Below are 23,028 nucleotides of genomic sequence, written 5' to 3'. Positions count from 1 at the left end.
GAACTGCAGCGTCCGCTGCCGGAAAGTGTGAGACCCGGTCCGAATCGGGCCGGGTCACCGGGTTTCGAGCTGTTCAGCGCGGGGCGAGGCGGTGCACGACGATGCCGGACTCGAAGGTGGTCGTGTCGAGCAGTTCGAGGTGGCTGACGTCGCGGCCCTCGAAGAGCCGGGTGCCCGTGCCCGCGATGGTCGGGAAGATCCAGAAGTGGTACTCGTCGACGAGCTTGTTGTCGAGCAGGAGGTGCGACAAGGAGCCGGTGCCGAATTTGAGAATGTCAGCCCCGTCCTGTTCTTTCAGCACGCGAACCGCTTCGGTGACGTCGCCCTGCAGGACTGTCGCGTTCCAGGTCGCGTCTTCTTGCCGCAGGGTCTGTGAGGCAACGTATTTGGGCATGGCGTTGATCCGGTCGGTGTACTCGTCGCCTGCGGGCCGGGTCGGCCACACACCGGCGAAGCCGATGTAGGTTTCGCGGCCGAGCAGAAGTGCATCGGAGGCGAAAAGCAGTCCGGCGGCGTAGTCGGTATGCTCGTTGTCCCAGTACGGGGCGCCCCACCTGTGCGGTTCGGCGATGACGCCATCGGTGGTGACAAAGGTGGATTCGATGAGTTTGCGCATTGGCTTGTCCTTGATCGGTGTGCTCGGTTCGTTGACCCAACTGTGCCGACAGGGGTTTACGGTTTCCTTTCGGTCGGTTGACGGACTGCGCTCACGCTCATTGAGTCACCGTCGCGGGCGCCGACGAGTCAACCGCGAACGTCTGTCACCGGACATCCCATAGGTCCGATCGGTTACCCGCCCGTCGGCCGACCCCGTCCAGAGCGCCCGTCGGCAGAGGGGCGAATCAGGATCGGTTCAAGGTCAGATCCAGCCGGGCGATGTGGAACCGAATATCGGTGACATCGACAGAGGTTTCCGTGAAACGGTTCCCGCCCAGTACGTTTCGGACGAATTCGCGTACCACGGCGGGCTGCGCTTCCAGGCCCGACAGCAGCTCCGGCGACAGTTCTATCGTCCCGTCGAAATACCGTGGCTGACTGGAGATTCCCGGCCGCTGTGGCGTCTGGCGCAACCCGTCGACAGTGTGCAGGATCAGATCGAGCTGCGTGCCGTCGCCGAAGTCGATCTGAAGCGGTGTCGGGGTGACTGCCACATCGAAGGTACGCACGTGCGCTCTCCACCCCTGCACAGAGACGCCGTCATAGTCGTATGGCGACGGGGTGGCCAGCGTTTCGAGCGAACGATCGGCAGGCGAATTCTCCAGCACAGTCCCGGCGAGGGGTTGATCGGTGCGGACGAATGTCCACGACTCCGCGTTGAGTTGCTTTGTCCAGTAGCCGTTTCGACCGCCGTCGCGGCCCTCGACTCGCAGTTCTCGGGCCGACGAGCCGGGCCCGGTCCGGTGAATGGAGATGCGGTCGGTGATTTCACCCGGCACCTTCGGCTGTCGCATCCAGTCCGGTGCGGGCAGCTGAATCGCGGCGTATCGGCTGTCCATGCGTTCCGACAGCATGTCGGGAGCCTCGGGCAGACCGCGCTGATCGTGGTAGGAGTAGCGGAAGAACACCTTGTCGGCGCCGGAGATGTCGAAATCGTAGAGGCGCGTGTAGAAGTCGCCGAAACGGTTGACGATCAGCGAGGTCGAGGCGCTCGTTGACAGCGCGACCGCCTGGAACCGACCGCCGTAGGGCGTCGCCATCTCGTAGCTGTGATCCACCGGCAACCAGGGATCGATGTACTGGATTCGTTGACCATCATGGGTGAGCGCATAGACATGCGAAACCTTCGCTCCGCCGACCGGGTGATCGTTGCCGGCGGTATCTTGCCAGACGTGGTCCTCGTTGGGCGAGAGAACCGACCAGGACCAGGTGCGAGTGCCGGCGGGCAGTGTGTTTCCTGGGCCGGTCCACAGCGGGGTGCCGTAGCGGCTGCTCCAGTTCCAGTTCCGGGGTGCGCTGAGCGCGTGGTCCATGGTGTAGAACCGGCCGTCGCGGTCGACCATCATCACCTCGTCGTCGTCGGCGGAGACACCGACGACGCGACCCTCCAGGCAGCCCGGCAGCGACACGGTGCGCCAATTGCCTCGAGCGGTGGCCTCTTTCACGTATACGCGGCCGTCACGGTTGGCAAATGTCCAGCGTCGGTTGAACGACTCGGTCGTGGTGCGGAAGTGGACCCGGTCGGGCAACTCGACAGCGGCAGGAGCCAATACCTCCAGCCCGGAGGTGGATTCGTCGACAATCACTTCGGGGGTGCCGACCGTGCCCACCGGCGCACAGCCGGGGTCGGCGACAGTCACCGATTGCGTTGCCACCCCGGCCAATACCAGCCCCGTCACTGCGACAACGGCGGTCCGCCGGATGGCGTCGGGTCGCATCACAGCCACCCCGCGGCGCCGAAGCCCAGGATCGCGACGGCGTCGACGCCGAGGATTGCGCCGACGGTGAGTGCTTTGGCACGCACGGTGGGCAGATCATGCACAAAGAAGCAGGCCGCGAAGAACGGTACATAGCCGATGAGCCAGATGAGGACGGGGAAGCTCGGCTGCCACCACGACCATTCCCAGGTAAGTACTCCGGCCTTGTTGAGCAACACTTCGACGCCGACCGCCGCGGCCGAGTTGACGGCGATGAGAACCGGCCGGTTGGGCAGGCCGAAGATGCGGGTCTCGCGGGGCGGCAACATCTTTGCCGCCGCGATTCCCATGACGGCGAACATGAAGCAGATCTCGATATTGAGACCGATGAGGATCTGATACGCGGTGGGGCCGGACGCGCCCCAGACCGGCGCGCGATCGGTGAAGTGAAAGACCAGGGCATTCCAGATCTCGTTGAACCAGTCCATGCCCCACAACGCGATTCCCGCGAACAGGACATTCCAGTTCCGCCGCTCGATTTCGACGGCATATATGTAGATGACGAGCAGTAGAAGTGGGATCACATACCACTGGAATTGACTCGCATCGCGAAGTATCTCGAGCGCCTCTCGGGCGTTGTCGGTCAACGGCGCACCTCCCTCTCGTGATCGCCGGGCCAGGCGAGTATTACACATCGACACAAAACGTCAACATGTAACGTACGGTCGAGTGATCGAGCGCGCGAGGCTCAGGACCGGGTTCTTTCAGGCCGAGCCGGTAAGGTGACCGGCATGCGGGTCGGGCAACCGAGTAGAACCGCAATGGTCGTAGCACGCGCGAGGGCCCACCATCAGGTCCTCGACGAGCAGCGGATGTTCACCGATCCGTTGGCTCTGCAGATCATCGGCGAATCTGGCTTGCAGGCAACTGAATTCGACAACGATCTCGATCAGGATCTGGCTCGTCGCCGGCGGTTGTTCATCGGGGCGCGCAGCCTTTTCGCTGATGACACCGTGACGGCCGCGGTTGCCCGGGGGGCTGGTCAGGTGTGATCCTCGGTGCTGGGCTGGACACCACCGCCTACCGCAATACCCATACGCGGTGTTCATCTGGCTCGGCGTTGTCGTGTACCTGACCAGGCCGTCGGTCGCGGACACCCTTCGTGTGACTCGCAGCATTGTGTGGCGGTGTTTTCGCGGTGTCAGGTGGCGCTGCTGGGAGCGGATTCGTAGTAGCCCCGAGATTAAAAGTGCTGTTCTGTTGCGCGGGGGAGTGCCGGTAAGGATCGGGTCACCGCCACCGGCAAGGGGAATGGCGGTAGGCTCGGGTCACGATCGCTTTGCCTTAAGGCAAGTAGTCGGTGGCGGTTGGGGTTTCGGTGTTGAAGCCCTTGGGCTTCCTCCTGGCAGAACGGTAATGACTGATCAAGATGTCGGTGGGCCGGGAGTTCGCCCATCGGATCGGTGAGCGTCTCGACACTGCCGTCAGCAACCTCGCGCACGCTGTACACAGGGCGTACACGGATAAAACCGAGAAGCTAGGCGCCCAGGCGAAAAGACGGTCGGAGGCCGACCACACTCTTGCCGCCCGGATACGACAGGACTTCGGTGACCGAAGCGGACGATCGACAGCCGGGACCGGCCCCCATGGCGATGGGCCATTAATGCTGCATGGAGTAATGGCCCTGCAACAGCTTGTCGATCGCTACGGCGACGAGATCGTCTTTCACGGCTCGGATCTCCGTCTCACGACGCTGGAACCGCGCCAAGCCACTTGGAAGCGAGGGCTTTACCTTGACGGCGATCCCGCAATCTGTGCCGACAAGACTAGCGACATTCCGATTTTCATGAGCCTGTTCAAGCGTTACGAGACCTCCTATGGCCCCGACGCTGACGGAACGATGATCTACCGGGTCAAAGGACTCGACACCGGCGATGTGGATCTGGACGGTACCGTCGGTTACGTCCACGTATTGAAGCGGTCAGACTTCTCCGAGGTCACCCTCCCCCTCCCCGAGGGTTACCCAGGCCCCCTGACGACGCGGACCCCCGAACTACGAGCGTTCTTCCCCCTTCAGCCGCTGGCCATCGTCGAAATCCGAGCAGATGATTTCCCTTTTCCGCTTCTGCCGAAGTAGTAGTCGCAGATGAGACATGGGGCCGCGTCTCCTGTAGCTCGAGCGAGTGCAGCCCAACCGGCGGCCGCTCACCGAAACGCCGGGACCTCCAGCGCAGGCAGAGAGCTCGACCGCTCCGCCAGAGTCGAGAGAATCGGACCGGACGAGCGTAGACAAACGTTCTTGAACACCAGGCCGGTCTCTGCACGAAGCCCTCGACACCACCACTCTCGGCGGTCGGCTGGTCTTCCATGTTTTCGCCGCGCTCGCGGAGGTCATCCGCGAGCATATCTGAGCTGACCGAGGCGTTCGCCAAATCGGTTGTGGTGGATGGCGGTTCGCCCAGAGCTCTAGTTTCGGCTTCGGCGGAAGCAGAACAATCCGCGTAGGGTTGTTCGACCTCGGGCTCCCCTGCTTACAGTTTCTCGGTCATAAACTGCGATAGCACCCTGTCCACATCGCCGAGGGCGACAGCGAGATCCCGCTCCGGCCCGCGGTGCGAGGTTCGAACTCCATGTGACCGGCGGCGACACTGTCTGCTCCTCGTGCCCGAGTATCCGGCAAGGTCAATGATGGTACCAGGCAATGGATCTCACTCCAGAACGGGATTCACACACCTCGCGGACTGAGTGCAGCCCGGGCATCGTTCAGCAGCGCCCGTGACCAGCGCCGGTCACCGACCGCTGGGGCCTGGGAACCGACGGCGACGGAGCCGGGCTCGGTGGCGGGGCTGACCGCGCCGGTAGAAACGGCGATGTGAACCCAAGCGGCTGTCGAAGTCAGAATTTCGAGGGTGGCCCCAGTCTCATGACGCGCCGCCGAGAGCGTTGTCGAGCAGGACGGCGAACCGAGGTAGACCGATCGGACCGGGGTCGATCCCGGACATCTGAAGACGATGACGTTGGGCGGGTGGACGCCGTGGTTGCTCAACAAAGTCGGCGTGCGTGATTTCGAAGCGCAGGAAGTGTTCGACACCTGCCTGCGGCAGAATTCGGTGCTGGTTGACCCCCTGTCCGATTGATCCTGGCTTCAACCGAGCTAGGAGGACGAAGGGATGCTTTCTGTGGAGGATTGGGCTGAGATTTGTCGTTTGCGCAGGTCCGAGGGGTTGCCGATCAAGGCGATCGCCCGGGTTCTTGGCGTGTCCCGCAACACGGTGAGAGCCGCGTTGGCCTCGGATCGGCCGCCGAAATATCAACGGCCGTCGAAGGGGTCGATCGTGGACATTGTCGAACCGCAGATCAGAGAGTTGCTGCAGGCTTATCCGACGATGCCCTCGACCGTGATCGCCGAGTGGATCGGCTGGACGCGGTCGGTCCGGGTGCTCTCGGGTCGAGTAGCGGAGTTGTGGCCGGTGTATTTGCCGCCGGATCCGGCGTCGCGGAGGCGTATGTGGCCGGGGAGATCGCGCAGTGCGATGTGTGGTTCCCGCCGATCACGCTGCCGGTCGGGTTCGGGCAGGTTCGTGATCCGAAGCGGTGCCGGTGCTGACGATGGTGACGGGGTATTCGCGGTGGCTCTCGGCTCACCCGGATCAGCCTGTGACACCGGTGCCGAGCCGCGCGGCTGCGCAGTCGTTTGGCCGTCGATGTCCGACAGCTGTCCGCAAATCCGTTCTCCCCCAGGCATTTCTGTGCTTTCATGCTGATCTAGCATCGACCCTCCGTTGCGCTGGGGCTGCAGGAGGGCAGATGACCGAATCGTTTGGGCCAGGTGCTGGTGGGGCATCGGCTGCCGCGGCACGAGAGATCGCCGGGCAGGTCACCCGAGAGCTGACCGCCGGCGCATCCCACACCAGCAGGCGTTTGCATGACCTGGCGAGCAGAACTCGGGAGTCTGCCGGGAATCTGATCCACACCGACCACCAGAGCGCGATACCTATCGATTCTGCTGGTCGTGCTCTGATTCACGATGATCAGGTCGTTGGGGGACGCAGCGAAGCCGCGTACACAACATGGTTGCAGCAACTGCGGGCACGGGGTGTGGACACCGACCGAGCGATGTCAGATCTGGGAACCGTATGGGACTACCTGCGTCACGACCCCAAGTGGGCCTTCGACCCTGAACGCAACTACGGGGGTGTGGTGATGTTCGGCAGCCCGGACAGCGGCGGTGCAGCGGTGCTCGCCAACTTCATCCGTGACCACGGTCTACAGGACACGCCTGCCGTGTTCTCCGGCTACGCGGACCCAGACAAGGGCGCGATGATCCCCGAAGCTATCCGGTTCAGGAAGGCGGCGCAACGGGTCGGGTTGGGATCCCGTCACGTCATCGAAGATCATTCGGCCCGCAATACCGGCGAGAACGTCGTGAATTCGTTGGCATTGCTACGAGAACACCGGCGAGATGTCGGATCGATCGTTGGGGTGTGTACACCCCAACACGCTCGACGTGTGTGGGCCACGATAATGAAGCAGGGCCCCGATGTGGAGCACGCGGCGATGATCACCGCCGATGTCTCGGTGGAGAATTACTTGCGCTACGGGCTGCGCGATGATCCCACGCGGGTGACACCGCCAAATGAGGTCACCTCGGCGATTATGGGAGAGATCAAGCGTCTGGACGACTATCCCGGCGAAGGACACATCATCACACAGGAAGTGCCGTGCGACGTGCGCGAGGCATACGACAGGCTGAGCGAGACATTCCGCCCCTCCGAGCGCAGGTTCTGACGCGGCTCCAGGTCAATAGATCACCATCGCCCACCACACATCCGCGCGAAGCCCGCCGATCGGCCCGTCCTCCCGGACAAACGAGGACGCTTACGGACTGGCAACGTGGATACACCCCGATCCCGCAGCACCAACAAAGAGCGTTCTCGAGCACGTGGGGGCTTGGTCGCTGAGCTTGGTCAGCTCGAAACGATCAACGGGCTCGTGCGCGGTGGTCCGCAGTTCATGATCGAGATCGTCGATGACGCGGCGTAGCGCGTCGACCACCTCGATGCTCGGTTCGCTGTCGAGCCTCTTGATCGCGCTAATGGCGGCGCTGAAACGTTCTTGCAGACTGCTTATTTCGTGATCCCTCGCAAGGTCCCCGTGCTCGACCAGCATACGACCGCCCATGCCCCCGCCGTACCGGTTCGTACGCCCCCGCGCTAAAGCCTCGTCGGCTGGGCTGTATCCAGAACATGCGACAGCCCTGGCGGATACGACCCGCGAGGGCTGTCGCTCGACAACATCAGGCAACCGTGGATCGCGTCGCCGCGGTGGGCGAACCGTGGCTCAGCTTCTTCACCGCGGACGAAATCCGCGGTGACTTGCTGTCCTTCGGTTTCGTCGGGTCGAAGGCCATTCCGCGGCACAGCTTTTAGCCGCCCACGGCATCCGAACAACCGCTCGCCCTATGGATTCCGGACCGCACCTGATCCACGCAAGCACGGCGTGAGGGGGCCAGGATCCCTTGTCCCGGGACGTCATTCGGATCACGTCACATGCCTGCTACCACCGATCTGAGGGCCGCGCGCGGACTCACGGCACCGAGCGAGATCGCAGTGCGTTCGGAGCGGCGGCTTGCTCACGCGGTGGGATCGGCGCCCGGTGGCGCCGGAGGCGAGGCCGGCTGGTGGCCGATGAGCGGGATCCGTCGCAGGTCGATGTTTCGGCGCTCGTGCCTGCAGGAACAGCGCGGGATGAGGTCGGCTGAGAACCGGAATCGCCGAACCGTGCGGCTCAGTGGTGTGACTGTGGTGGCCGCATCCGCTATCACTTCGCGCCGAGAGTAACTGGGACCGAATCTCTTACGGCTCATAGGCGCAACACCGGAGCGTATGGCATCTCACCGATTCGGTGTCAATAGCACCAGCGGGATCTCACGGGTGGTCTTGCGCTGGTAGCCGGCGTAGCCGTCGTACGCCGCGACAACCCGGGGCCACAACGCCGCGCGTTCTTCCGCGGTGGCCACGTGCGCGGCCATCGGTTGCTTGGGGCCACTCTGCAGCGACACCTCGACATCGGGATTGTCACGCAGATTCAGAAACCACGCCGGGTGGGTGGGGTCGCCGCCGCGCGAGGCCACGATCACGATCGTCTCGCCGTCGATGACCGGCGCAGTCAGCATGACCCTTCGCGGCTCACGGGTCTTGCGACCGATGGTGGTGAGCTCGAGAGTCGGCATCCCCACAATGGTCTTGCCCAGCTTACCGCCGCTTACTTTGAGCAGGGCACGGTGGATGGCATTCTGAATCTTCAGCTGGGCATCACTGGGCATGCTGTGAAATCTACACCTGGGAGTGACACAGGGGCTTGGGCGTGCCAGATCCGCTCTGCTGCTCGGGGCCTTCCCCGGACGATGTCGAGCCGAGCGGCGACATCCTTCGGCATTTGGTTTGCCAAACCGTTACCAAATTTGTCCGATTCGTCGAATTCTCGTGTCAGATAGGCGTTTTCCTGTTTGCGGTGAATGCGCTTGTGGAACTGTGTAGCGCATGGATTCGACGAACGCCGCCGCGCGGTTGCTCGCAGAGGTCCTCGCGGCCGGATTCACTATCGATGGGTTCATCCGCGCTCTACGCGCCGACCCGAACGCCGACACCGCCGTCCTACCTCCACTTTCGGAGCTACGCATACCACCACCCGGACACAGCCACCGATCCGCCCAACAAGCGCGACACTATGGTCGACATCCCGAGCGGCTGTAGGCCCGGCGTATCGAGCGGGCCTGCCCTGTGACCGTGCGCGACCCCGTCTTGACCCCGTGGGACGCAACTTCGATGTAGCCGATCCGCCGTCACGGTGGCACTTAAGCTGCGGCTCATGCCTATTAGTCGTATGAGCGTCCTCGGACTCGTCAGCTCGGCCCTCGTCGCGGCGGCCATCGGACCGGCCCCGATTGCGCTCGCGCATCCCGCGCGCCCGGTCGCGGTCGCGGCGGCGGCCTGCGGAACGGCGCTTTCCTCGGCTGAACTGGACGCCATCGTCCGGTCGTCCGACACCGCAACGTTGGCCGGAGATTCTCTCCAGCGGTTGGAGACCGCTGTGTGGCGCCATCGTGAGATCACCCGGATCCTGATTGCGCACGGTGATCGGCGTGGGGTGTTCTCGCTGGGGCTCGATGCGGTAGAGGAGTCCGCGGTTATGCCGCTGCAGCGCGATCCGAGCACGTTCCTCGACCCGGAGTACGCACATGCGATCAGTCTCGAACTGCTGAGTCGCTATCTCGACAACGTGCACGCCGCCTTCGGTGGAGGAGTGGTCGAACCGCAGTGGGCGAACTACTTCGAGATGGCGCAACGCTGTGATGTCTCCGCGGCGCGACTCGCCATGGCGGGCTACAACGCCCACCTCACCGTCGATCTGTCGTATTCGGTGGCCGCGGTGGCCAGTGCGCCGCAAAACGCGCCCGACTACTTCAAGATCGTCGACGCCATCGCCACTGCGGGACAGGTGATCGTGTATCGCACCGAGCAGGTCTACCACGGTGACCTCGGTCCGCTGTGGCGGTTCTACTTTCTCGGCGACGGCCTGGACCTGCTGTTGGGTCGCGGGGTGGCGACCGGTCCGCTGCTACGGCTCGCGGACCTCGGTGCCAATGTGGTGATTTTCGGTAACGGTCTGGCATTGCGGGATTCGGCGCTACACGATCCGACGACCGCGGAAATCCATCTGCTGACCGACACTGCTGAAGTCGCCTTCGATGTCCTCGTGCAGCTTCGCAGTCTTTGACCCTGGTATGGCGCGTTGTCGCGGCACAGCGGCCGCGGAAGCAACGGGCCCCACCACATCCTCGGCCCACGCCGGACATCGTCGCAGAGACCGGCACGACCGGCAGGTCGAATGCGGCGGCTAGAACCTTTTACCACTACCGAAACCGTGGATATTTGCCACCTGAACCTGTCGGAATGACGGAGTGGTCGGTGTTTGCCTGCGTCGACGGACGGTGATCTCGTACTCGGGTTGGGCGCCGGTGACGCTGCCGTCTGGTCAGCATTACGTTGCTGCATCATTGCTGGAGATTGCTTCGATGTTGCCAATTATCCGGTCGTCGAGACCGTAGTCTCGGGCTCACCAGTGGATGCGGGACGCAGTGGTCTCGCGAGGAGGAGGCGACACGAGATGCCCAAGTATTTGTGGCGGGTCAGCTACTCCCAGGAAGGAGCACGTGGCCTGCTCGCTCAGGGCGGTAGCGCCCGCCGAGCGGCCATCGCGGAGATGGTCGAAAGCGTGGGTGGCCAGGTAGAAGCCTGCTATTTCGCTTTCGGTGAGGACGACCTTTTCGTCATCGGCGATGTTCCGGACGAGGTTGCTGCCGCCGCGCTCGCAATCCGAACTGCGGCGTATGGAGCGGCGGTCTCACATACCGTGGCACTACTGACCCCTGAGCAGATCGATGAGGCAGTCGCGCGTGACGTCACATACTTGCCGCCTCAGGTCGGTCCGTAGTTCCTCCTGCCTGGTGTAGGGATTGTCATTTCGACCTGCTGAGCATGACAGCGCCCACCGGCCCCCGCCCACGGTCGCAGGCCGAGGATTCGGTAATCGCCGCGGGTGGCCGAGGTTTATCAGTTCCCAGATCGCGTCGGTCTTGTAGGTTTCGATCAGGTTGTCACCGCCAACTCGCCGGGCAAGACGAACTCGCCGTGCCCGGCTGGTTGGCGGGCCTGTGGCGGCGTCGATACCGATACTTGCGTGGGTGACGAGCGTGACAGTTCCGGTCGACGTCGATGTGTGTCGTCCAGCGCTCTCGATGTTGGGGTAAGCCAACGGGGATGGGCCCCAATTCAATTGATCAGCGGGGATACGAACCGAGTGCCAGGGGAGAAGGCGCTGGAGTTCGGGCACGTCCCAGATCCGACTATCGGATGGGTGTTCGGACAGCATCGGATGCGGCCATGAGAGGGCGTTTGTCCCATCGCGGTGCTGGAAGCAGCGCCAGGATCGTGGGCAGGCCTTGGATTGTGGGGGCAGTGCACCGAGTCGTCATGTCGATCAGTCGAGGCCGGGCTATCTCAGTGCTTCGGTCACTGCTGTCGGTGTCGGCGCAGAACTGTTACCGGCCAAGGGATCTCGACGGGAAAACGTCTGCGCCCACACCGCTGTGGGAATGCCTCAACATCCTCTGAACCGAGCTTGTTCGATAGGCTCACTGCTGGAACGACTTCCGCTACTCGCCGCTGCGATGTCGGTGGGGTCCGCCCCCGGCCGTATGGCTGGTGCGGGTAATAGGCCCGCGAGTGTTGTTACGTGGGAAGGACATCGACTGATGATGGTGCGGCGAAGGGTCGCGGGGGTCATGGTCTCGGTAGGGATCGGTGCGCTGGTGTGCGGAACGGCGGTGACACCGGCGCAGGCGGATCCGCTACCGCAGTGGACGCCGATCGGTACCACGCTCTACACCTTCGGCGATGCGAATTTTTGTACCGGAGCGATCAACGTGTCTGTGGAGGCCGCACCGCATCTGCCCGGCCACGTGCTGGCGCATGTCACACCACTGGGTTATCAGCGCGGGCCCTGCGGCAATCACGTGATGCTGGGGTGGGTGGGCTCAGCGGGCGGGCGGACCCAGGACGTGTACGTGCACACCGATGTGGCGCAAGGTGACACCGTGACCGTCGACCTGTGGGTAGGGATGGGGCCGGCCAAGATCATGGCCGACACCTGGCCGATCCAGGGCACGTTCGCGGAGTGGTATCTGCTGGTGCCCTAGCCCCGCGCCGGGTGCCGAGACTGTTTCAGAAGTGCCGCTGGTCAGCGCTACGGTGTTGTGTCCTGCGGCAGTGGTGGCGTGAAAGATGTTGTCTGCGTTAATGCCGGGCCACGATCCGCAACGCAGCCATCGACCAACGGCTCCGCGACCACTGAGGGCGGGCAACCGCCCGCCCTCAGTCCGCTTCGAAACCTGCCTAGGAGGCGTCGCTCAGTCTTGCTGCTCCGGGTAGATGGTCCGCCCCTCCTTGATGGTCTCCAGCACCTGGATGTTCTTGATCTCCTCCGGTGCGACCGTCAGCGGATTGCGGCTCAGCACAACGAAGTCGGCCAGCTTACCCACTGTGATAGAGCCTTTGGTCGCCTCCTCGAAGTACTGGTGAGCGGCGTGCAGCGTTGTCGCCTTGATCGCGTCCAGCGCCGAAACCCGCTGCTGCTCGCCCAACACATGCCCGCTGCGGGTGACCCGGGTAACCTGGCTGGCCAGAACCGCGATCGAGCTGGGCAGCGCTACCGGCGCATCATGGTGCGAGGTGTAGCGCAGCCCCCGCTGCAACGCGGACGCGGCAGGCGAAATCCGGGCTGCGCGCTGGTCGCCGAGCACAGTTTCGCGGTACCAGTCGCCCCAGTAGAAGGTGTGCATCGAGAAGAACGACGGAATCACGCCCAACTCCCGCATGGCATCGAGCTGATCCTCCCGCGCGGTCTGCGCATGGATCGCCACCGGCCGCGGGTCGATGGGCCGATAACGTGTGGTGGCCTGACGCAATGCGGCAATGAACTGATCAAGAGCGGCATCGCCGTTGACATGTGCCAGGATCTGCCACCCTTTGCTGTATGCGTCACCGACCGCCTCCAGCACTATGTCGTCGGTCATCGCCGGATACCCCCGGTAGTGTGGGTCCTTACCCTCCGGGGGTGTCAGGTACGGTTGGGTCAGCCAGGCGGTCCGCCCTTGCGGTGACCCGTCGAGCCCGAGCTTCAGCCCGCCGATCCGCAGTCTCTCCCTGTACTGCGACGCGGGCGCCTCTTCGAGCTTCGCAGCCAGCGAAGAGTCCGGGTAGGCGACAACATCGATATCGAATAGGCCGTCGTCGGCAGCCGCTCGCAGAGCGTCCAGATCCGTCGTCGTCATTACCCGGCCGTCCTGCGCGGTCGTGAATCCGAACGCAGCCATCGCCCGCTGACCGAGCCCGATCAGCCGGCGGCGTTCCTTTTCGTCGAAGTCTTCTGCTGATTTCCCCCATGCCGCAAAAAGGCAGTTTCCTCGAGTACCCCGTTGGGCACCCGGGTTCCGGGCCAGCGGCGGATCACCCCACCCTCGGGATCCTCGGAGCTCTCGTCATACCCGAGCAACTCGAGGCCCTTGCTGTTGACAGCCCCCAGATGGCTGGACTGGTGGATCACCAGGACCGGCCGCTCCACCGAAACGGCGTCCAGATCTTTACGAGTCGGATGTGCGAGGCCCGCCAATTGGGCATCGTCATAACCGAATCCGATGATCCAATTCCACGTCCTCCCGGTCTCGGTATCCGTCCAGGCCTCCAGCGCGGCCTGCAGCGCAGCAAGGTCGTTGACCACGCCGTCGGGCGCGGGCAGCAGATTCGCCGTGCCTGCCTGGAATCCGATCAGCGACAGATGGCTGTGGGCGTCGACGAACCCGGGTAGCAGCGTCCGACCGCGCAGATTCACCAGCCGCGTATCGTCACCGGCCTGCACCAGCACATCAGCCAGGTCCCCGACGGCCGCGATCCGACCACTCTTCACCGCGACCGCCTCCGCGCTGGGCCGGGCGTCGTCGACGGTGACGATCTCCCCGCCGAAGTAGATGGTGTCAACTGCCGTGATGGGAACGATCTCGGTCATGATTCCTCCGGAGTTGGTCGCGAAGTCGATTTTCCAAGTATCGAGCGGATTCCCAACGCACACAGGCCAATTGGCGGACCGGTCAAGAGGTTTCAGACAAATGGATGGCGCCCGCTTCGCGCTCGAACGCGAGTCCGCGTCTTGGCGGCAGGGTCACGGAGATGTTCTGCCGAGGCAGGGTGCCGCCCCCTCGTTCCACACCTGTACACCTGGATATCCCGGGCGTCCTGAACCTGCAACCCGTCCGACCGGCCCCCGGGCGACATCGAGAACTGGACTCGAGCAGAAGTTCCGAAGACCATGTCGTTCTCCTTGGGCTTGGGCGTTTTGGAGAGAAGCCACAGTTCGCATGAATTCTGCCTCGAGGACAACTCGATAGCGCTCATACGAGCAAATGCTAACTGGGGCAACATGATTCGATCACCACATCGGGGATGCCATCCGCAAATTGCAGGGAACATACGTTCGATCGGTTGCGTCTCTGGCGCGTCAAACTTTTTGGCAGGGTTGCTCGGTTTACGCTCCGAGCACAGCGAGCCAGCAAGGAGCCGGTCTGTGGCGAGGTCACGGCGGTTGAAGATCCCGGTCGCGGACAAGGTGTGGGTCGTGTTGTCGGTGCTGGCCGGGGAGATGAGCGCTGCGGAGGCAGCACGGCGGCGCGCGGTGAGCACGGCATCGGTCGGGAAGTGGAAGCAGGCGTTCCTGGAGGCCGGGACGAAGGCGCTGGACGAGGTGCCCTCCGGTCCGGCCGGGGCGCAGGGCGCGCCGGAGCAGCGGCGGCTGCGGATGGAGAACGAGCAGCTGAAGTTGGCCCTGGCGGAGGCGACGGTGCAGTTGCGGGTGTGGCAGCACGGTGCTGCCTTGGTGGATCAGGTCCCTTCGCTGACCTCGAAGCCCTGAGAGCGGCAGAGGGACTGCCGGTTTCGAGGTTCGCTTGTCTGATCGGCACCCCCGGAACGCACCTACCGGCGACGGTTGGCGCGGCTCCGTGCTGGTGACGCACCGTACGGCCCGTGGCCGTCACCGAAGGCGGAGCGGTTCGAACCGATCGCGGCCAAGTACGCCGAGGAATGGCCGGCGTGGGGGCATCGCAAGATCGCGGCGTTGATGCGTGCCGACGGCTACGAGGTTTCCACCTCGACGGTGCAGCGAGCTGCCTGCAGCTCGCGGTCACTGAGGCCGAGCGTGTCCTTGGGCTGGAGGATCTGCGGGCCGATCGTGGACTGGCCGAGGTTATCGGTCCGGGCGGGGAGTTGCTCGGCATGGCACCGGCACCGATCGCGGTGGTATCGGACAACGGTCCCTGCTTCCGCGGGGGAGGTGTTCAAGTCTGCGTTCGCCGGGCCGGACCCGCTGCTGCGGCACGTTCGCACCTGGGTCGATCACCACAGACCAACGGTGTGATCGAGCGGTTCTTCGGCATTTTGAAATACGAGCACCTGTTCCGAGGCGTCATCGCCGAAGGTGATGCCCTGGACATGGAGGTCCACCGATTCCGGATCATCTACAACACGGTCAGGCCGCACCAGGCGCTCGGCGACCGAGTGCCCAGCGCGGCCTTCACATGCTGCGACCAGCGGAAAAACTCTATAAGCGGCATGTGCGGATGTCTGCGATGCTGGTTTCCTGGACGGAGTGAACGACTTCTCGAAGACTAGAGTCGGATCCATGAAAGACCGACCTGTCCTCGTCGTGGCCCTGATAGGGGGCTTCATCGGCGCAATGCTGTCGAGTCCGTTCGCCGTGTACTTCGGCTTCGGTACTCCTGTGCTCGCTACCGTCGTTGTCGGCATGGGAATCTTGCTGGCTGGAGGCGTAATGTTCGGCGGCCTCTGCGCTGCACTGGCATGGGCCGTCAGGGCCGATCGGCGTAACGGTGGGCTACCGCTGTCGCGGTGCGAGCCGGGCATAACTTTTCGAAGCTACGGTCTGGCGACGGTCGGTACGCAGCAGCCGTAGAGGACGCGGTGATCGGCAATACCGGACGCAGGCAGGTGACCTCGACAGCCATGGCATCAACCATGTGTCCGGCCAGCTGCTGCCAAGATCTTGACTCGAGACACGTCGTAAATGTCAGCGCCTAGCTGCTGGTCGGCAGCTGTCCCCAGTCGACCGCGAGTTCACCTTTGTCGGCCAACACGGCCTCCCACCAGTCACGGTTGTCGCGGTACCAGCGCACCGTCTCCGCCATCGCGGGCTCGAACTGCCGGGTCGGTCGCCACCCGAGTTCGGTCTCGAGTTTCGTCGGGTTGATGACGTAGCGGCGGTCGTGGTTCGGGCGGTCCTCGACATGCTCGACCCACTCCGCGGGATCCACACCGAGCTCGATCGCCACGATGCGCGCAATCTCCAGGTTCGTGACCTCGTGGCGGGCGGAGATGTCGAAGATCGGCAGCCGTCCGGGATCTGTTGCCGCGGCCGCCGGGAGATGGGGTCGAGCTCGGCGTGCAACACCTGGTGTACTGCGCTGCAGTGGTCGGCGACGTGCAGCCAGTCACGGCTCTGCAAGCCGTCCCCATAGACGGGGATCTTGCGGCCGCGCAGGACATGGGTGACAGCGAGCGGGATCAGCTTCTCCGGCAGCTGGTAGGGCCCGAAGTTGTTGGCGCAGTGGGTGAGTCGAATGTTCATGTCGGAGTAGGTGGCCATGTAGGCGCGCACCATCTGATCCCCAGCGGCCTTGGCGGCGCTATAGGGTGTTTTCGCGTTGAGCGGTGAGCGTTCGGTGAACCATTCCTCGGCTGTGGGGAGTTCGCCGTAAACCTCGATCGTCGAGATGTGCAGGTGCGACTTCACCGGCATGAGGCGGCTGCATTCGAGCATCACCTGTGCGCCGAGAGCGTTGGAGCGCATGAACGAAGACGGACCGAGGATGGCTCGATCGTTGTGTGATTCGGCCGCGAAATTCACCACGAAATCAGGTCGATGCTGTCGGTAGATCGCGGCCATCGCTGCGAAGTCGGCGATGTCGGCCTTCTCGAAGGAGATGCGTTCACGGACCTGGTCCAGGTTGGCCACGTTGCCTGCGACACCGATGTAGTCGACCGCGATCACCTGCGCATCCGGTTCCTGCTCCAGCAGAAAGTGCACGTAGTTCGCGCCTATGAAGCCTGCGGCGCCGGTGACAAGGTAGACGGCCATGGGCGCCGAGCCTAGCTGATCACCATGGCTCGTCTGATCGAACGACGGATGCGCTGGGACTGGTGCCGGTCGCCGTTCTGGGGCGGTTTCCGAGCTGCCGTTGCCGGGGGAAGAGTCACCGTGTCCAATTCGGTGACCGTGCTCGACAACGCGATATCGACGTCCCCCGGGCTGCGCAGGATCGGTGCGGGTTTCATTCGAACGGTCCGCGGCCGCTTCGCGTTCGGGCCGGCCACCCCAGAAGAACTGCGCAGCGTCTTCACCACCGAAGACGGGCTCACTGAATACGACGATGAGCTGCTGAACTGCACCGAACTCGGCGACAGCGTTCGGCGCGTGCTCGGCGTAGATCTCCCCATGACAGATCCGATTCGACTGTCACGCTTTACCTTGAAGGATCGGCAGGCGCAGCGATACCGCGGTGGACGGAAGAGTAGACGCGGCATGGTCGGTCGGATAGGTTGCCCAACTGCGGTACAACGAATTACGGGGATTGGAGTGCTGGCAGCATGGTGTGGTGGCACTGCGCCGGCCTAGGTGCAGTCGGTGGTTCACTCGTCAGTGTTCTCACTCTGGTCCGCTGTGTCTCGCAGTGGGAAGCTGCCAGGCGCACTGCCAAGGGGGCACTCAAAACCACACTGCCACAGTGGAACACATACATCGATGCGCCGGTGCTGCTGTGGACACTGGCGATACGCGCCCCACTCGGGGCGGGGACGGGCTTGCTTTTCGGGCTATCCGATCAGATCAGCGGTCCCTATGCCGCTGTCGCATTCGGTTTCGCGGCTCCGACGATACTCGCTCAGCTGGGGTCGATTCCCGCGGTTGCGAACGCGGTGAGGCAGAGGCCGGGATCCGGTGCTGTGCTCGATGCTGGTCCGATACGGGGGAGGGCAGGGCGCAGACGATCTGAAGAGACCGGGCTCGGAGAGGGTGAGCGCAGGTGAAGTGGCCGTATGCGGCGCGACTTGCCGTTTCGGAGGTGCTCGGTGGCACCTCACAGTCCTTTCCCGGCCCGTCGGCGACGCGAGGTTTCTCATTGCCTCAGCGGGTGGCTGCCGAGGTATTCGGTGTGCGACTGGCACCCGAAACTCCTGTGTGGGCACCGACCGACGCTTCCTATGATCGGCCGTTTTCGGTGCTCGATCTCGCCGAGCCATATCGGGTCGATCTGGAGGAGCTGCATTCGCGTGAAGCGGCTCGAAATAGACACCGCGTCGCAATCGGCAAAGACGCCGACGGCCGACCGGTCATCGTTGATCTGATGGGCGCCGAGGAGGGGGGAGATGGTCCGCACGGCCTTCTGGCCGGCGTCATCGGTACTGGAAGGTCGGAGCTCCTGCGCAACCTTGTGCTGGATGCGGCGGTCGTACATCCGTCGACGTCACTGAATTTCGTCCTCGCGGATTGGCATGGCGGAGCGACGTGGTCAGGTTTCGAGAGGCTTCCGCATGTCTCCTCCATCATCACCAACATGACTGCGGAACCGCCGCTGATCGGGCGATTCGAGGACGCGCTTCGCGCGGAAATGCATCGCAGAACCGAGGTGCTCCACCACGCGGGATTCACCGCGCTCGGCGCATACGAAGCGGCACGCCGGGCAGGCGACGACCTCGACGAGATGGCGACTCTGCTGGTCGTCATCGAGAACTTCACCGAGTTTGTTGCCGCACGGCCCGCTTTCGCCGGCTTCCTGTCCGAAGCGCTCGTGATCGGGCGTTCCGTGGGTGTCAACCTGCTGCTGGTGGCATCGCGTTTACCTGAGAGCTTGATCGGCGTCCTGCGCGGTGTCATGGATCAGCTGACCTACCGCATCGTGCTGGCCATGCACTCTCGACAGGAGTGGGCGACCGCTCTTGGCGTGGTCGCTGCCCCCGAGATGCCAGCAATTCGCTTGGGACACGGCTACTTTCGCAGTCGAGATCGGGCACCGACACCGTTCGGATTCTCGGAATTCCCGGCAAGTGAAGCAGTCGTTCGTCAACTCTCCGACCATGGTCCATACGCGCCGCGCTTCCTCTGACACCGGCGTCGAAGCTGCGTCTACGGCGGCACGGCCGCGTCATCGGCGAAGGGCTGATACATCACAGGGACGCCAGGTCGCAAATCGGGCTCAACCGGGGGACGCAACACCCGAGGTCACGGAGGGTGTTATGGGACGGCCATCGGACTGGATGCGGGAGGTCACCGGGCGGGCGCCGATGAAGTCGCCTGGCGCTCCCGGGCTCCAGCGCTCGCTGGAGCGGCTCTTCTGGGACAAGGTCGCCGAGGGGCTGCTTCCGGCGGAAGCTGGTATCGCAGTTGGGGTATCGCCCGGGCCCGGGCGAGACACGCGCTGCGCGGAAGCAGTCGTCACCACCGAATCGTTGCCTCTTCTGTCGGATTATGTATCCATTGGCGCGGTTCGTACTCGATGGGCGGACTCGGGTCCGTGCTCTGGTGCGGCCTGTAGCTCCGGCGCGGCAGCGGCCAGCAATGCGTCGCGGTCGCGGTTCAACGGAGGATAGATACGCTGGGTGTTGATAGCGCGCTTGGTATCTTTGGCCTCCTCGCCGCACGCGACCACGTGGCGGTCCCAGCCCTCGGTATACACCGCGCCTGCCGGTCCCAGATCGAGAACGGTGACATACCACGGGATCCGCAACGGCTTCACGGGCTTGCCCAGAAGATCGCCGATGACGTTGTACCCGGCCCATCGGCCCATCGGGCGGCTGTGCTGGCAGGACATCACAGACATATGCTGGTCGTCCATTTTTGCGGCGGCGACATCACCAGCGGCGAAAACCCCGGGCACACCGCAGACCCGCAGATAATCGTCGACGGGGAGTCGACCCAACCGGTCACGGTCGACCCCGAAGTCCGCGGTCAGCGGGTTGGCTCGCATGCCGGCACACCAGACGACGGTGGCGGCGGCCACCACTTCACCCGAGGAGAGCGTCACCCCGCGCTCGTCGATGGCGACGACCCCGACGCCCAACTTGGTCTCGATCCCGGTGGAGGCCAGCGCCGCCTCGATGACCGGCCGTGCCGATGCGCCCATGTCCGAGCCGACGAACCGGTTGCGGTCGACCAGGATGACCCGCGGTGCGACGGTGCGCGTGGCAAAGGCGCCGGCGAGCACCGCGGGCAGCTCAGTCGCCTCTTCGATCCCCGTCAAACCTGCCCCGACGACAACTACTGTCGCGGCCGCCGGGTCAGCGGGGCCTTCGGCGAGTCGGCGCAGGTGGGCTTGCAGTCTCGTTGCTGCGTCATGGGTGTCGATGTCGAAACCGAACTCCCGCAGGCCAGGGATATGGGGCTTGACCACCTGGCTGCCCAACGCGAGCACCAGCCGGTCGTAGGCGTGAGCGCCCGCGGTGGATTCCACGATCCGCGCCCCCGCATCGATCGCCGTCACTTCGCCGATAATGTGCTCGATTCCGACCGGATCGAGAAGAGTACTCAGCGGGATGCGGGATGTGCTCAGATCGGTCTCATAGTCGCGCACGCGGATGTCGTGGTACGGCGTGGAACTGATCATCGTGACATCGACGGTTCCGACCGCCACACCGAGCTCGTCAAGCCGCCGAGCCGCCGCGAGTGCCGCCCACAGACCCGCAAACCCGGACCCGAGAACCACGACATGCGAAGGATCGGTCGCTGCAGCGCGCTGCACATCGTCATTCTAATACTCCAGCCGGACTTCGCGATCGGTGATGCTGCTGGTCCGGGCGCTGGAAATGGTCCGGCCGCCGCGTGATCATGCTGTGTTTGTGTGGGACACAGCCGAATGGCGGTGGCCGTGTTCGACAGCGCGGCCGTTGACCGGTGGCAGGAACAGTTCGATGAGTTCGGCATGATCGGGGTTCGGTTCGGGTTCGCCACATTGGCCTCACCCGGGGCGGTGCCCGCGGCGACCGGGTGCGAGGGTGACTCCGGCGACGCGCGCGCCCGCATCGCGGCCGATGCAGCCGCTACCAGCTGCATCGTGATCGACGGCTCCGTACGACGGCCGGTTGTACGGAGCTTGCCACCACGAGCATTGGGGACCAGCTATGGGACCGCGACGAGTGTCAGGCAGCTGGCTGGTGGATCGACCAGGAAGCAGATGGCAGGGCTGCGGGTGGGATGGTAATCGGCGGGGACGCCATTTGCGGCGATGAGCTGCGTGTAGGTGCCGACCGCGTCGGTTGGGCGGCGAGTGAGGGCGGGGTCGGTGCGCACATCGACGGTGTAGAGGCCAAATCGTGGTGTGTAGCTTCCCCATTCGTAATTGTCGGTGACGCTCCAGTAGTTGTACCCGATGATGTTCATGCCGTCGGCCTTGGCGCGCTGGATCCAATAGACGGTGTCGCGCAGATGATCGCTGCGGGAGTAGCCATCGGCTCGGGGGCGGCCGTTCTCGGTGGGCATGCCGTTCTCGACGATGTAGAGCGGTTTGTTCGGGAAGCGGTGCGAATAGTGTTGCAGTGCATAGTAGATGCCCTCCGTACGCAAGGGCAGATCCCACATGTTCGGGCCTGGCAGGTTTAGAAGAGCAGATCCGGTGGCTTTGGTGATGGACCCGAGCAGCGACTGCGCGGGATCGTAGGCGAAGTAGTAGTCGATGCCGACGTAATCGAGCCGGTACGCGACGAGATCGAGGAATGCCGAATTGACTTCGGCCTCCGCGCCGGCGACATAGCCGACATTGCTGGTCACCTGTGCGCCGGGCTGGATTTGGTGGATGTAATCGTAGATGGCGTTGTGCGCCTGCGCGATCCGCTCCTGCATCTCGTCGGGATCGGCGGCGCCTCTGCGGACCTCGTGCGAGATATAGGCGGCCGGCTCGTTCACCGTGACCCACAGCGGATTGTCGGAGGCGTAGCGATCGACCACCGTACGCATGTTGGCCAGCCAGTCGTCGATCATGCCGGGACTGCGCCAGCCCCCGCGATCGACCGCCCAGCCCGGGTACACCCAGTGGTCAAGGGTGATCATCGGTCGCATCCCCGCTCGCACGATATTCGCGATGACGGCATCGTAGAAACGGAACGCCTCCTCGTCCCGAATCCCCGGTGCCGGCTGCAGCCGGGCCCATTCGATCCCGATCCGGAACACCCGCACGCCGAGCGCGGCCGCCAAGTCGATGTCCGACGCAAAGCGGTGATAGAAGTCGACCGAATCGTGCAATGCGTCGTAATCGTGATGCGAGGGAATGTACCGCGTCCAATTGCTGTCGGGCGCATGGCCTTCGGACTGGAATCCGGAGGCCGCGACACCCCAGAGAAAACCCGGGTCCAGCGGCGGTGTGGCAGCGACGGGCCGAATCGGCGGGGCCGCCGGAGCGTTCGTACATAGCAGCATGGTCGACGCGGCGGCGGCGAGTACGGCCAGGGCATACCGACGAAACCGGAATCGCATCACGTCAGAGTAAGTGGATGCGCACCGGCGACACGCCGATTGTGCGATAACTGTCTTCCGCTTCCGCGAGTTGCTGCTCACAGTGACCACATTCGTCAGGGACGCAGGCGGTTTCGGATGCGCGGCCCGCATCGCCGGCGAGCAGGGTGACATCGGACAGGGGCCCGAACACCACCGCCCGCGCCCAGTGAGTGTGGTGGGTCGAAGAAGGCCCAACGGATTCTCGGATGCCGAATCCCACACCTGCACGGTGTCATCATCGGAACCGCCGGCCAGCAACTTGCCGCATGCCGCGCGGTTCTCAACAGCCACGCTGTCGTAACCGTGTGGCGGGGTTCTGTCCGAACCCCGCCACACGGCCACCAGCCGTGCTGCACCCCGCACCCCTCAGACGGCGTCGAGGGCCGCGACGATCTTGCGCGCCATCGCAACCACAGCGGGGGTGGGCTCACCCTTGCCGGACCCGGCGGCCGCTTCGACAGCGACCAGCACAGTGCCACGGAAGTTGTCGACCTCACCCGGATAC

22 protein-coding genes and 2 pseudogenes are annotated in these 23,028 nt (G+C 64.0%); 14 read left to right on the top strand and 10 right to left on the bottom strand.

Annotated elements, in window-relative coordinates; translation table 11 throughout:
• Positions 1-73: 73 nt before the first annotated feature.
• The 3 genes from AB0M74_RS33410 to AB0M74_RS33400 all read right to left on the bottom strand — a co-directional run bounded on the left by AB0M74_RS33410 (position 74) and on the right by AB0M74_RS33400 (position 3,001).
• The gene (locus AB0M74_RS33410) at positions 74-616 is read right to left on the bottom strand and encodes a dihydrofolate reductase family protein (protein WP_366530304.1); all 543 of its coding nucleotides are present in this window, start codon (positions 614-616) and stop codon (positions 74-76) included.
• Positions 617-842: 226 nt separating this feature from the next.
• A complete protein-coding gene (locus AB0M74_RS33405) occupies positions 843-2,375 on the bottom strand; it encodes a hypothetical protein (RefSeq protein ID WP_366530303.1) in 1,533 nt (510 codons plus the stop codon).
• Positions 2,375-3,001 (bottom strand): hypothetical protein, encoded by a 627-nt coding sequence (locus tag AB0M74_RS33400; RefSeq protein ID WP_366530302.1) that lies wholly within the window; start codon positions 2,999-3,001, stop codon positions 2,375-2,377. Before AB0M74_RS33400 ends, AB0M74_RS33405 begins: the two co-directional genes overlap by 1 nt.
• Before the next feature lie 144 nt (positions 3,002-3,145).
• Between AB0M74_RS33400 and AB0M74_RS33395 the strand changes: the two genes are divergently transcribed.
• From AB0M74_RS33395 to AB0M74_RS33370, 6 genes and pseudogenes are all read left to right on the top strand, one after another.
• On the top strand, positions 3,146-3,406 hold the full coding sequence (locus AB0M74_RS33395; protein WP_366530301.1) for a class I SAM-dependent methyltransferase: 261 nt from the start codon (positions 3,146-3,148) through the stop codon (positions 3,404-3,406).
• Positions 3,407-4,032: 626 nt separating this feature from the next.
• Positions 4,033-4,491 carry a hypothetical protein gene (locus AB0M74_RS33390; protein WP_366530300.1) on the top strand — a complete coding sequence of 153 codons (459 nt, stop codon included), beginning with the start codon at positions 4,033-4,035 and terminating at the stop codon, positions 4,489-4,491.
• A 175-nt stretch (positions 4,492-4,666) separates the two neighbouring features.
• Positions 4,667-4,756: pseudogene (locus AB0M74_RS33385) on the top strand (recombinase family protein); the annotation flags it as partial.
• Positions 4,757-5,365: 609 nt separating this feature from the next.
• Positions 5,366-5,491 carry a hypothetical protein gene (locus AB0M74_RS33380; protein WP_366530299.1) on the top strand — a complete coding sequence of 42 codons (126 nt, stop codon included), beginning with the start codon at positions 5,366-5,368 and terminating at the stop codon, positions 5,489-5,491.
• Between the two features lie 33 nt (positions 5,492-5,524).
• Positions 5,525-5,996, top strand: a pseudogene (locus AB0M74_RS33375) (helix-turn-helix domain-containing protein); the annotation flags it as partial.
• Between the two features lie 474 nt (positions 5,997-6,470).
• Positions 6,471-7,142 (top strand): YdcF family protein, encoded by a 672-nt coding sequence (locus AB0M74_RS33370; RefSeq protein WP_366530324.1) that lies wholly within the window; start codon positions 6,471-6,473, stop codon positions 7,140-7,142.
• Positions 7,143-7,232: 90 nt separating this feature from the next.
• Here the strand turns inward: AB0M74_RS33370 and AB0M74_RS33365 are convergent, their stop codons facing one another.
• Positions 7,233-7,535, bottom strand: coding sequence for a hypothetical protein (locus AB0M74_RS33365; RefSeq protein ID WP_366530298.1), 303 nt, complete (start codon positions 7,533-7,535; stop codon positions 7,233-7,235).
• A gap of 712 nt (positions 7,536-8,247) precedes the next feature.
• Positions 8,248-8,679: a nitroreductase/quinone reductase family protein gene (locus AB0M74_RS33360; RefSeq protein ID WP_366530297.1), complete on the bottom strand. Its 432-nt coding sequence runs from the start codon at positions 8,677-8,679 to the stop codon at positions 8,248-8,250.
• Between the two features lie 545 nt (positions 8,680-9,224).
• Between AB0M74_RS33360 and AB0M74_RS33355 the strand changes: the two genes are divergently transcribed.
• The 3 genes from AB0M74_RS33355 to AB0M74_RS33345 all read left to right on the top strand — a co-directional run bounded on the left by AB0M74_RS33355 (position 9,225) and on the right by AB0M74_RS33345 (position 12,114).
• Positions 9,225-10,133: a DUF5995 family protein gene (locus AB0M74_RS33355; protein WP_366530296.1), complete on the top strand. Its 909-nt coding sequence runs from the start codon at positions 9,225-9,227 to the stop codon at positions 10,131-10,133.
• Positions 10,134-10,523: 390 nt separating this feature from the next.
• Positions 10,524-10,850: a GYD domain-containing protein gene (locus tag AB0M74_RS33350; RefSeq protein ID WP_366530295.1), complete on the top strand. Its 327-nt coding sequence runs from the start codon at positions 10,524-10,526 to the stop codon at positions 10,848-10,850.
• Between the two features lie 820 nt (positions 10,851-11,670).
• Positions 11,671-12,114, top strand: a complete 444-nt coding sequence (locus AB0M74_RS33345) for a hypothetical protein (protein ID WP_366530294.1) — start codon at positions 11,671-11,673, stop codon at positions 12,112-12,114.
• 210 nt (positions 12,115-12,324) lie between these two features.
• Here the strand turns inward: AB0M74_RS33345 and AB0M74_RS33340 are convergent, their stop codons facing one another.
• Entirely contained in the window at positions 12,325-13,311 is a 987-nt protein-coding gene (locus AB0M74_RS33340) for an amidohydrolase family protein (protein ID WP_366530323.1), read from the bottom strand.
• On the bottom strand, positions 13,311-13,979 hold the full coding sequence (locus AB0M74_RS33335) for an amidohydrolase family protein (protein ID WP_366530293.1): 669 nt from the start codon (positions 13,977-13,979) through the stop codon (positions 13,311-13,313). Before AB0M74_RS33335 ends, AB0M74_RS33340 begins: the two co-directional genes overlap by 1 nt.
• A 555-nt stretch (positions 13,980-14,534) precedes the next feature.
• Here AB0M74_RS33335 and AB0M74_RS33330 point away from each other — a divergent pair.
• The 3 genes from AB0M74_RS33330 (at position 14,535) to AB0M74_RS33320 (ending at position 15,938) form a co-directional block, all read left to right on the top strand.
• A complete protein-coding gene (locus tag AB0M74_RS33330) occupies positions 14,535-14,879 on the top strand; it encodes a helix-turn-helix domain-containing protein (protein WP_366530292.1) in 345 nt (114 codons plus the stop codon).
• Positions 14,880-14,992: 113 nt separating this feature from the next.
• Positions 14,993-15,637: a transposase gene (locus tag AB0M74_RS33325; protein ID WP_366530291.1), complete on the top strand. Its 645-nt coding sequence runs from the start codon at positions 14,993-14,995 to the stop codon at positions 15,635-15,637.
• Between the two features lie 10 nt (positions 15,638-15,647).
• The gene (locus tag AB0M74_RS33320) at positions 15,648-15,938 is read left to right on the top strand and encodes a hypothetical protein (protein WP_366530290.1); all 291 of its coding nucleotides are present in this window, start codon (positions 15,648-15,650) and stop codon (positions 15,936-15,938) included.
• Between the two features lie 114 nt (positions 15,939-16,052).
• On the opposite strand, the gene AB0M74_RS33315 is transcribed toward AB0M74_RS33320, so the two are convergent.
• Positions 16,053-17,120, bottom strand: a complete 1,068-nt coding sequence (locus AB0M74_RS33315) for an NAD-dependent epimerase/dehydratase family protein (RefSeq protein ID WP_366530289.1) — start codon at positions 17,118-17,120, stop codon at positions 16,053-16,055.
• A 120-nt stretch (positions 17,121-17,240) separates the two neighbouring features.
• Between AB0M74_RS33315 and AB0M74_RS33310 the strand changes: the two genes are divergently transcribed.
• Together AB0M74_RS33310 and AB0M74_RS33305 are read left to right on the top strand one after the other, a co-directional pair.
• Positions 17,241-17,657 carry a hypothetical protein gene (locus AB0M74_RS33310; RefSeq protein ID WP_366530288.1) on the top strand — a complete coding sequence of 139 codons (417 nt, stop codon included), beginning with the start codon at positions 17,241-17,243 and terminating at the stop codon, positions 17,655-17,657.
• A gap of 406 nt (positions 17,658-18,063) precedes the next feature.
• Positions 18,064-19,143, top strand: coding sequence for an FtsK/SpoIIIE domain-containing protein (locus AB0M74_RS33305; protein ID WP_366530287.1), 1,080 nt, complete (start codon positions 18,064-18,066; stop codon positions 19,141-19,143).
• A gap of 360 nt (positions 19,144-19,503) precedes the next feature.
• On the opposite strand, the gene AB0M74_RS33300 is transcribed toward AB0M74_RS33305, so the two are convergent.
• Both AB0M74_RS33300 and AB0M74_RS33295 read right to left on the bottom strand, forming a co-directional pair.
• A complete protein-coding gene (locus AB0M74_RS33300) occupies positions 19,504-20,775 on the bottom strand; it encodes an FAD-dependent oxidoreductase (RefSeq protein WP_366530286.1) in 1,272 nt (423 codons plus the stop codon).
• Positions 20,776-21,152: 377 nt separating this feature from the next.
• Complete coding sequence (locus AB0M74_RS33295; RefSeq protein WP_366530285.1) at positions 21,153-22,502, bottom strand: family 1 glycosylhydrolase; 1,350 nt, start codon at positions 22,500-22,502, stop codon at positions 21,153-21,155.
• Between the last annotated feature and the right edge of the window lie 526 nt (positions 22,503-23,028).

Source organism: Nocardia sp. NPDC051463 (genome assembly GCF_040681975.1).
Taxonomy (GTDB): domain Bacteria; phylum Actinomycetota; class Actinomycetes; order Mycobacteriales; family Mycobacteriaceae; genus Nocardia.
Note: the sequence above shows the minus strand (reverse complement) of the source record. Positions and strands in the feature narration are given on the sequence as shown.

Bases quoted from the DNA above. Each gene is read 5' to 3' on its own strand.
- AB0M74_RS33380 (WP_366530299.1), top strand. From the start codon at position 5,366: ATGACGTTGGGCGGGTGGACGCCGTGGTTGCTCAACAAAGTCGGCGTG.
- AB0M74_RS33360 (WP_366530297.1), bottom strand. From the start codon at position 8,679: ATGCCCAGTGATGCCCAGCTGAAGATTCAGAATGCCATCCACCGTGCC.
- AB0M74_RS33315 (WP_366530289.1), bottom strand. From the start codon at position 17,120: ATGGCCGTCTACCTTGTCACCGGCGCCGCAGGCTTCATAGGCGCGAAC.
- AB0M74_RS33365 (WP_366530298.1), bottom strand. From the start codon at position 7,535: ATGGGCGGTCGTATGCTGGTCGAGCACGGGGACCTTGCGAGGGATCAC.
- AB0M74_RS33410 (WP_366530304.1), bottom strand. From the start codon at position 616: ATGCGCAAACTCATCGAATCCACCTTTGTCACCACCGATGGCGTCATC.
- AB0M74_RS33350 (WP_366530295.1), top strand. From the start codon at position 10,524: ATGCCCAAGTATTTGTGGCGGGTCAGCTACTCCCAGGAAGGAGCACGT.
- AB0M74_RS33390 (WP_366530300.1), top strand. From the start codon at position 4,033: ATGGCCCTGCAACAGCTTGTCGATCGCTACGGCGACGAGATCGTCTTT.
- AB0M74_RS33320 (WP_366530290.1), top strand. From the start codon at position 15,648: ATGAAAGACCGACCTGTCCTCGTCGTGGCCCTGATAGGGGGCTTCATC.
- AB0M74_RS33335 (WP_366530293.1), bottom strand. From the start codon at position 13,979: ATGACCGAGATCGTTCCCATCACGGCAGTTGACACCATCTACTTCGGC.
- AB0M74_RS33355 (WP_366530296.1), top strand. From the start codon at position 9,225: ATGCCTATTAGTCGTATGAGCGTCCTCGGACTCGTCAGCTCGGCCCTC.
- AB0M74_RS33395 (WP_366530301.1), top strand. From the start codon at position 3,146: ATGCGGGTCGGGCAACCGAGTAGAACCGCAATGGTCGTAGCACGCGCG.
- AB0M74_RS33405 (WP_366530303.1), bottom strand. From the start codon at position 2,375: ATGCGACCCGACGCCATCCGGCGGACCGCCGTTGTCGCAGTGACGGGG.
- AB0M74_RS33345 (WP_366530294.1), top strand. From the start codon at position 11,671: ATGATGGTGCGGCGAAGGGTCGCGGGGGTCATGGTCTCGGTAGGGATC.
- AB0M74_RS33295 (WP_366530285.1), bottom strand. From the start codon at position 22,502: ATGCGATTCCGGTTTCGTCGGTATGCCCTGGCCGTACTCGCCGCCGCC.
- AB0M74_RS33370 (WP_366530324.1), top strand. From the start codon at position 6,471: ATGTCAGATCTGGGAACCGTATGGGACTACCTGCGTCACGACCCCAAG.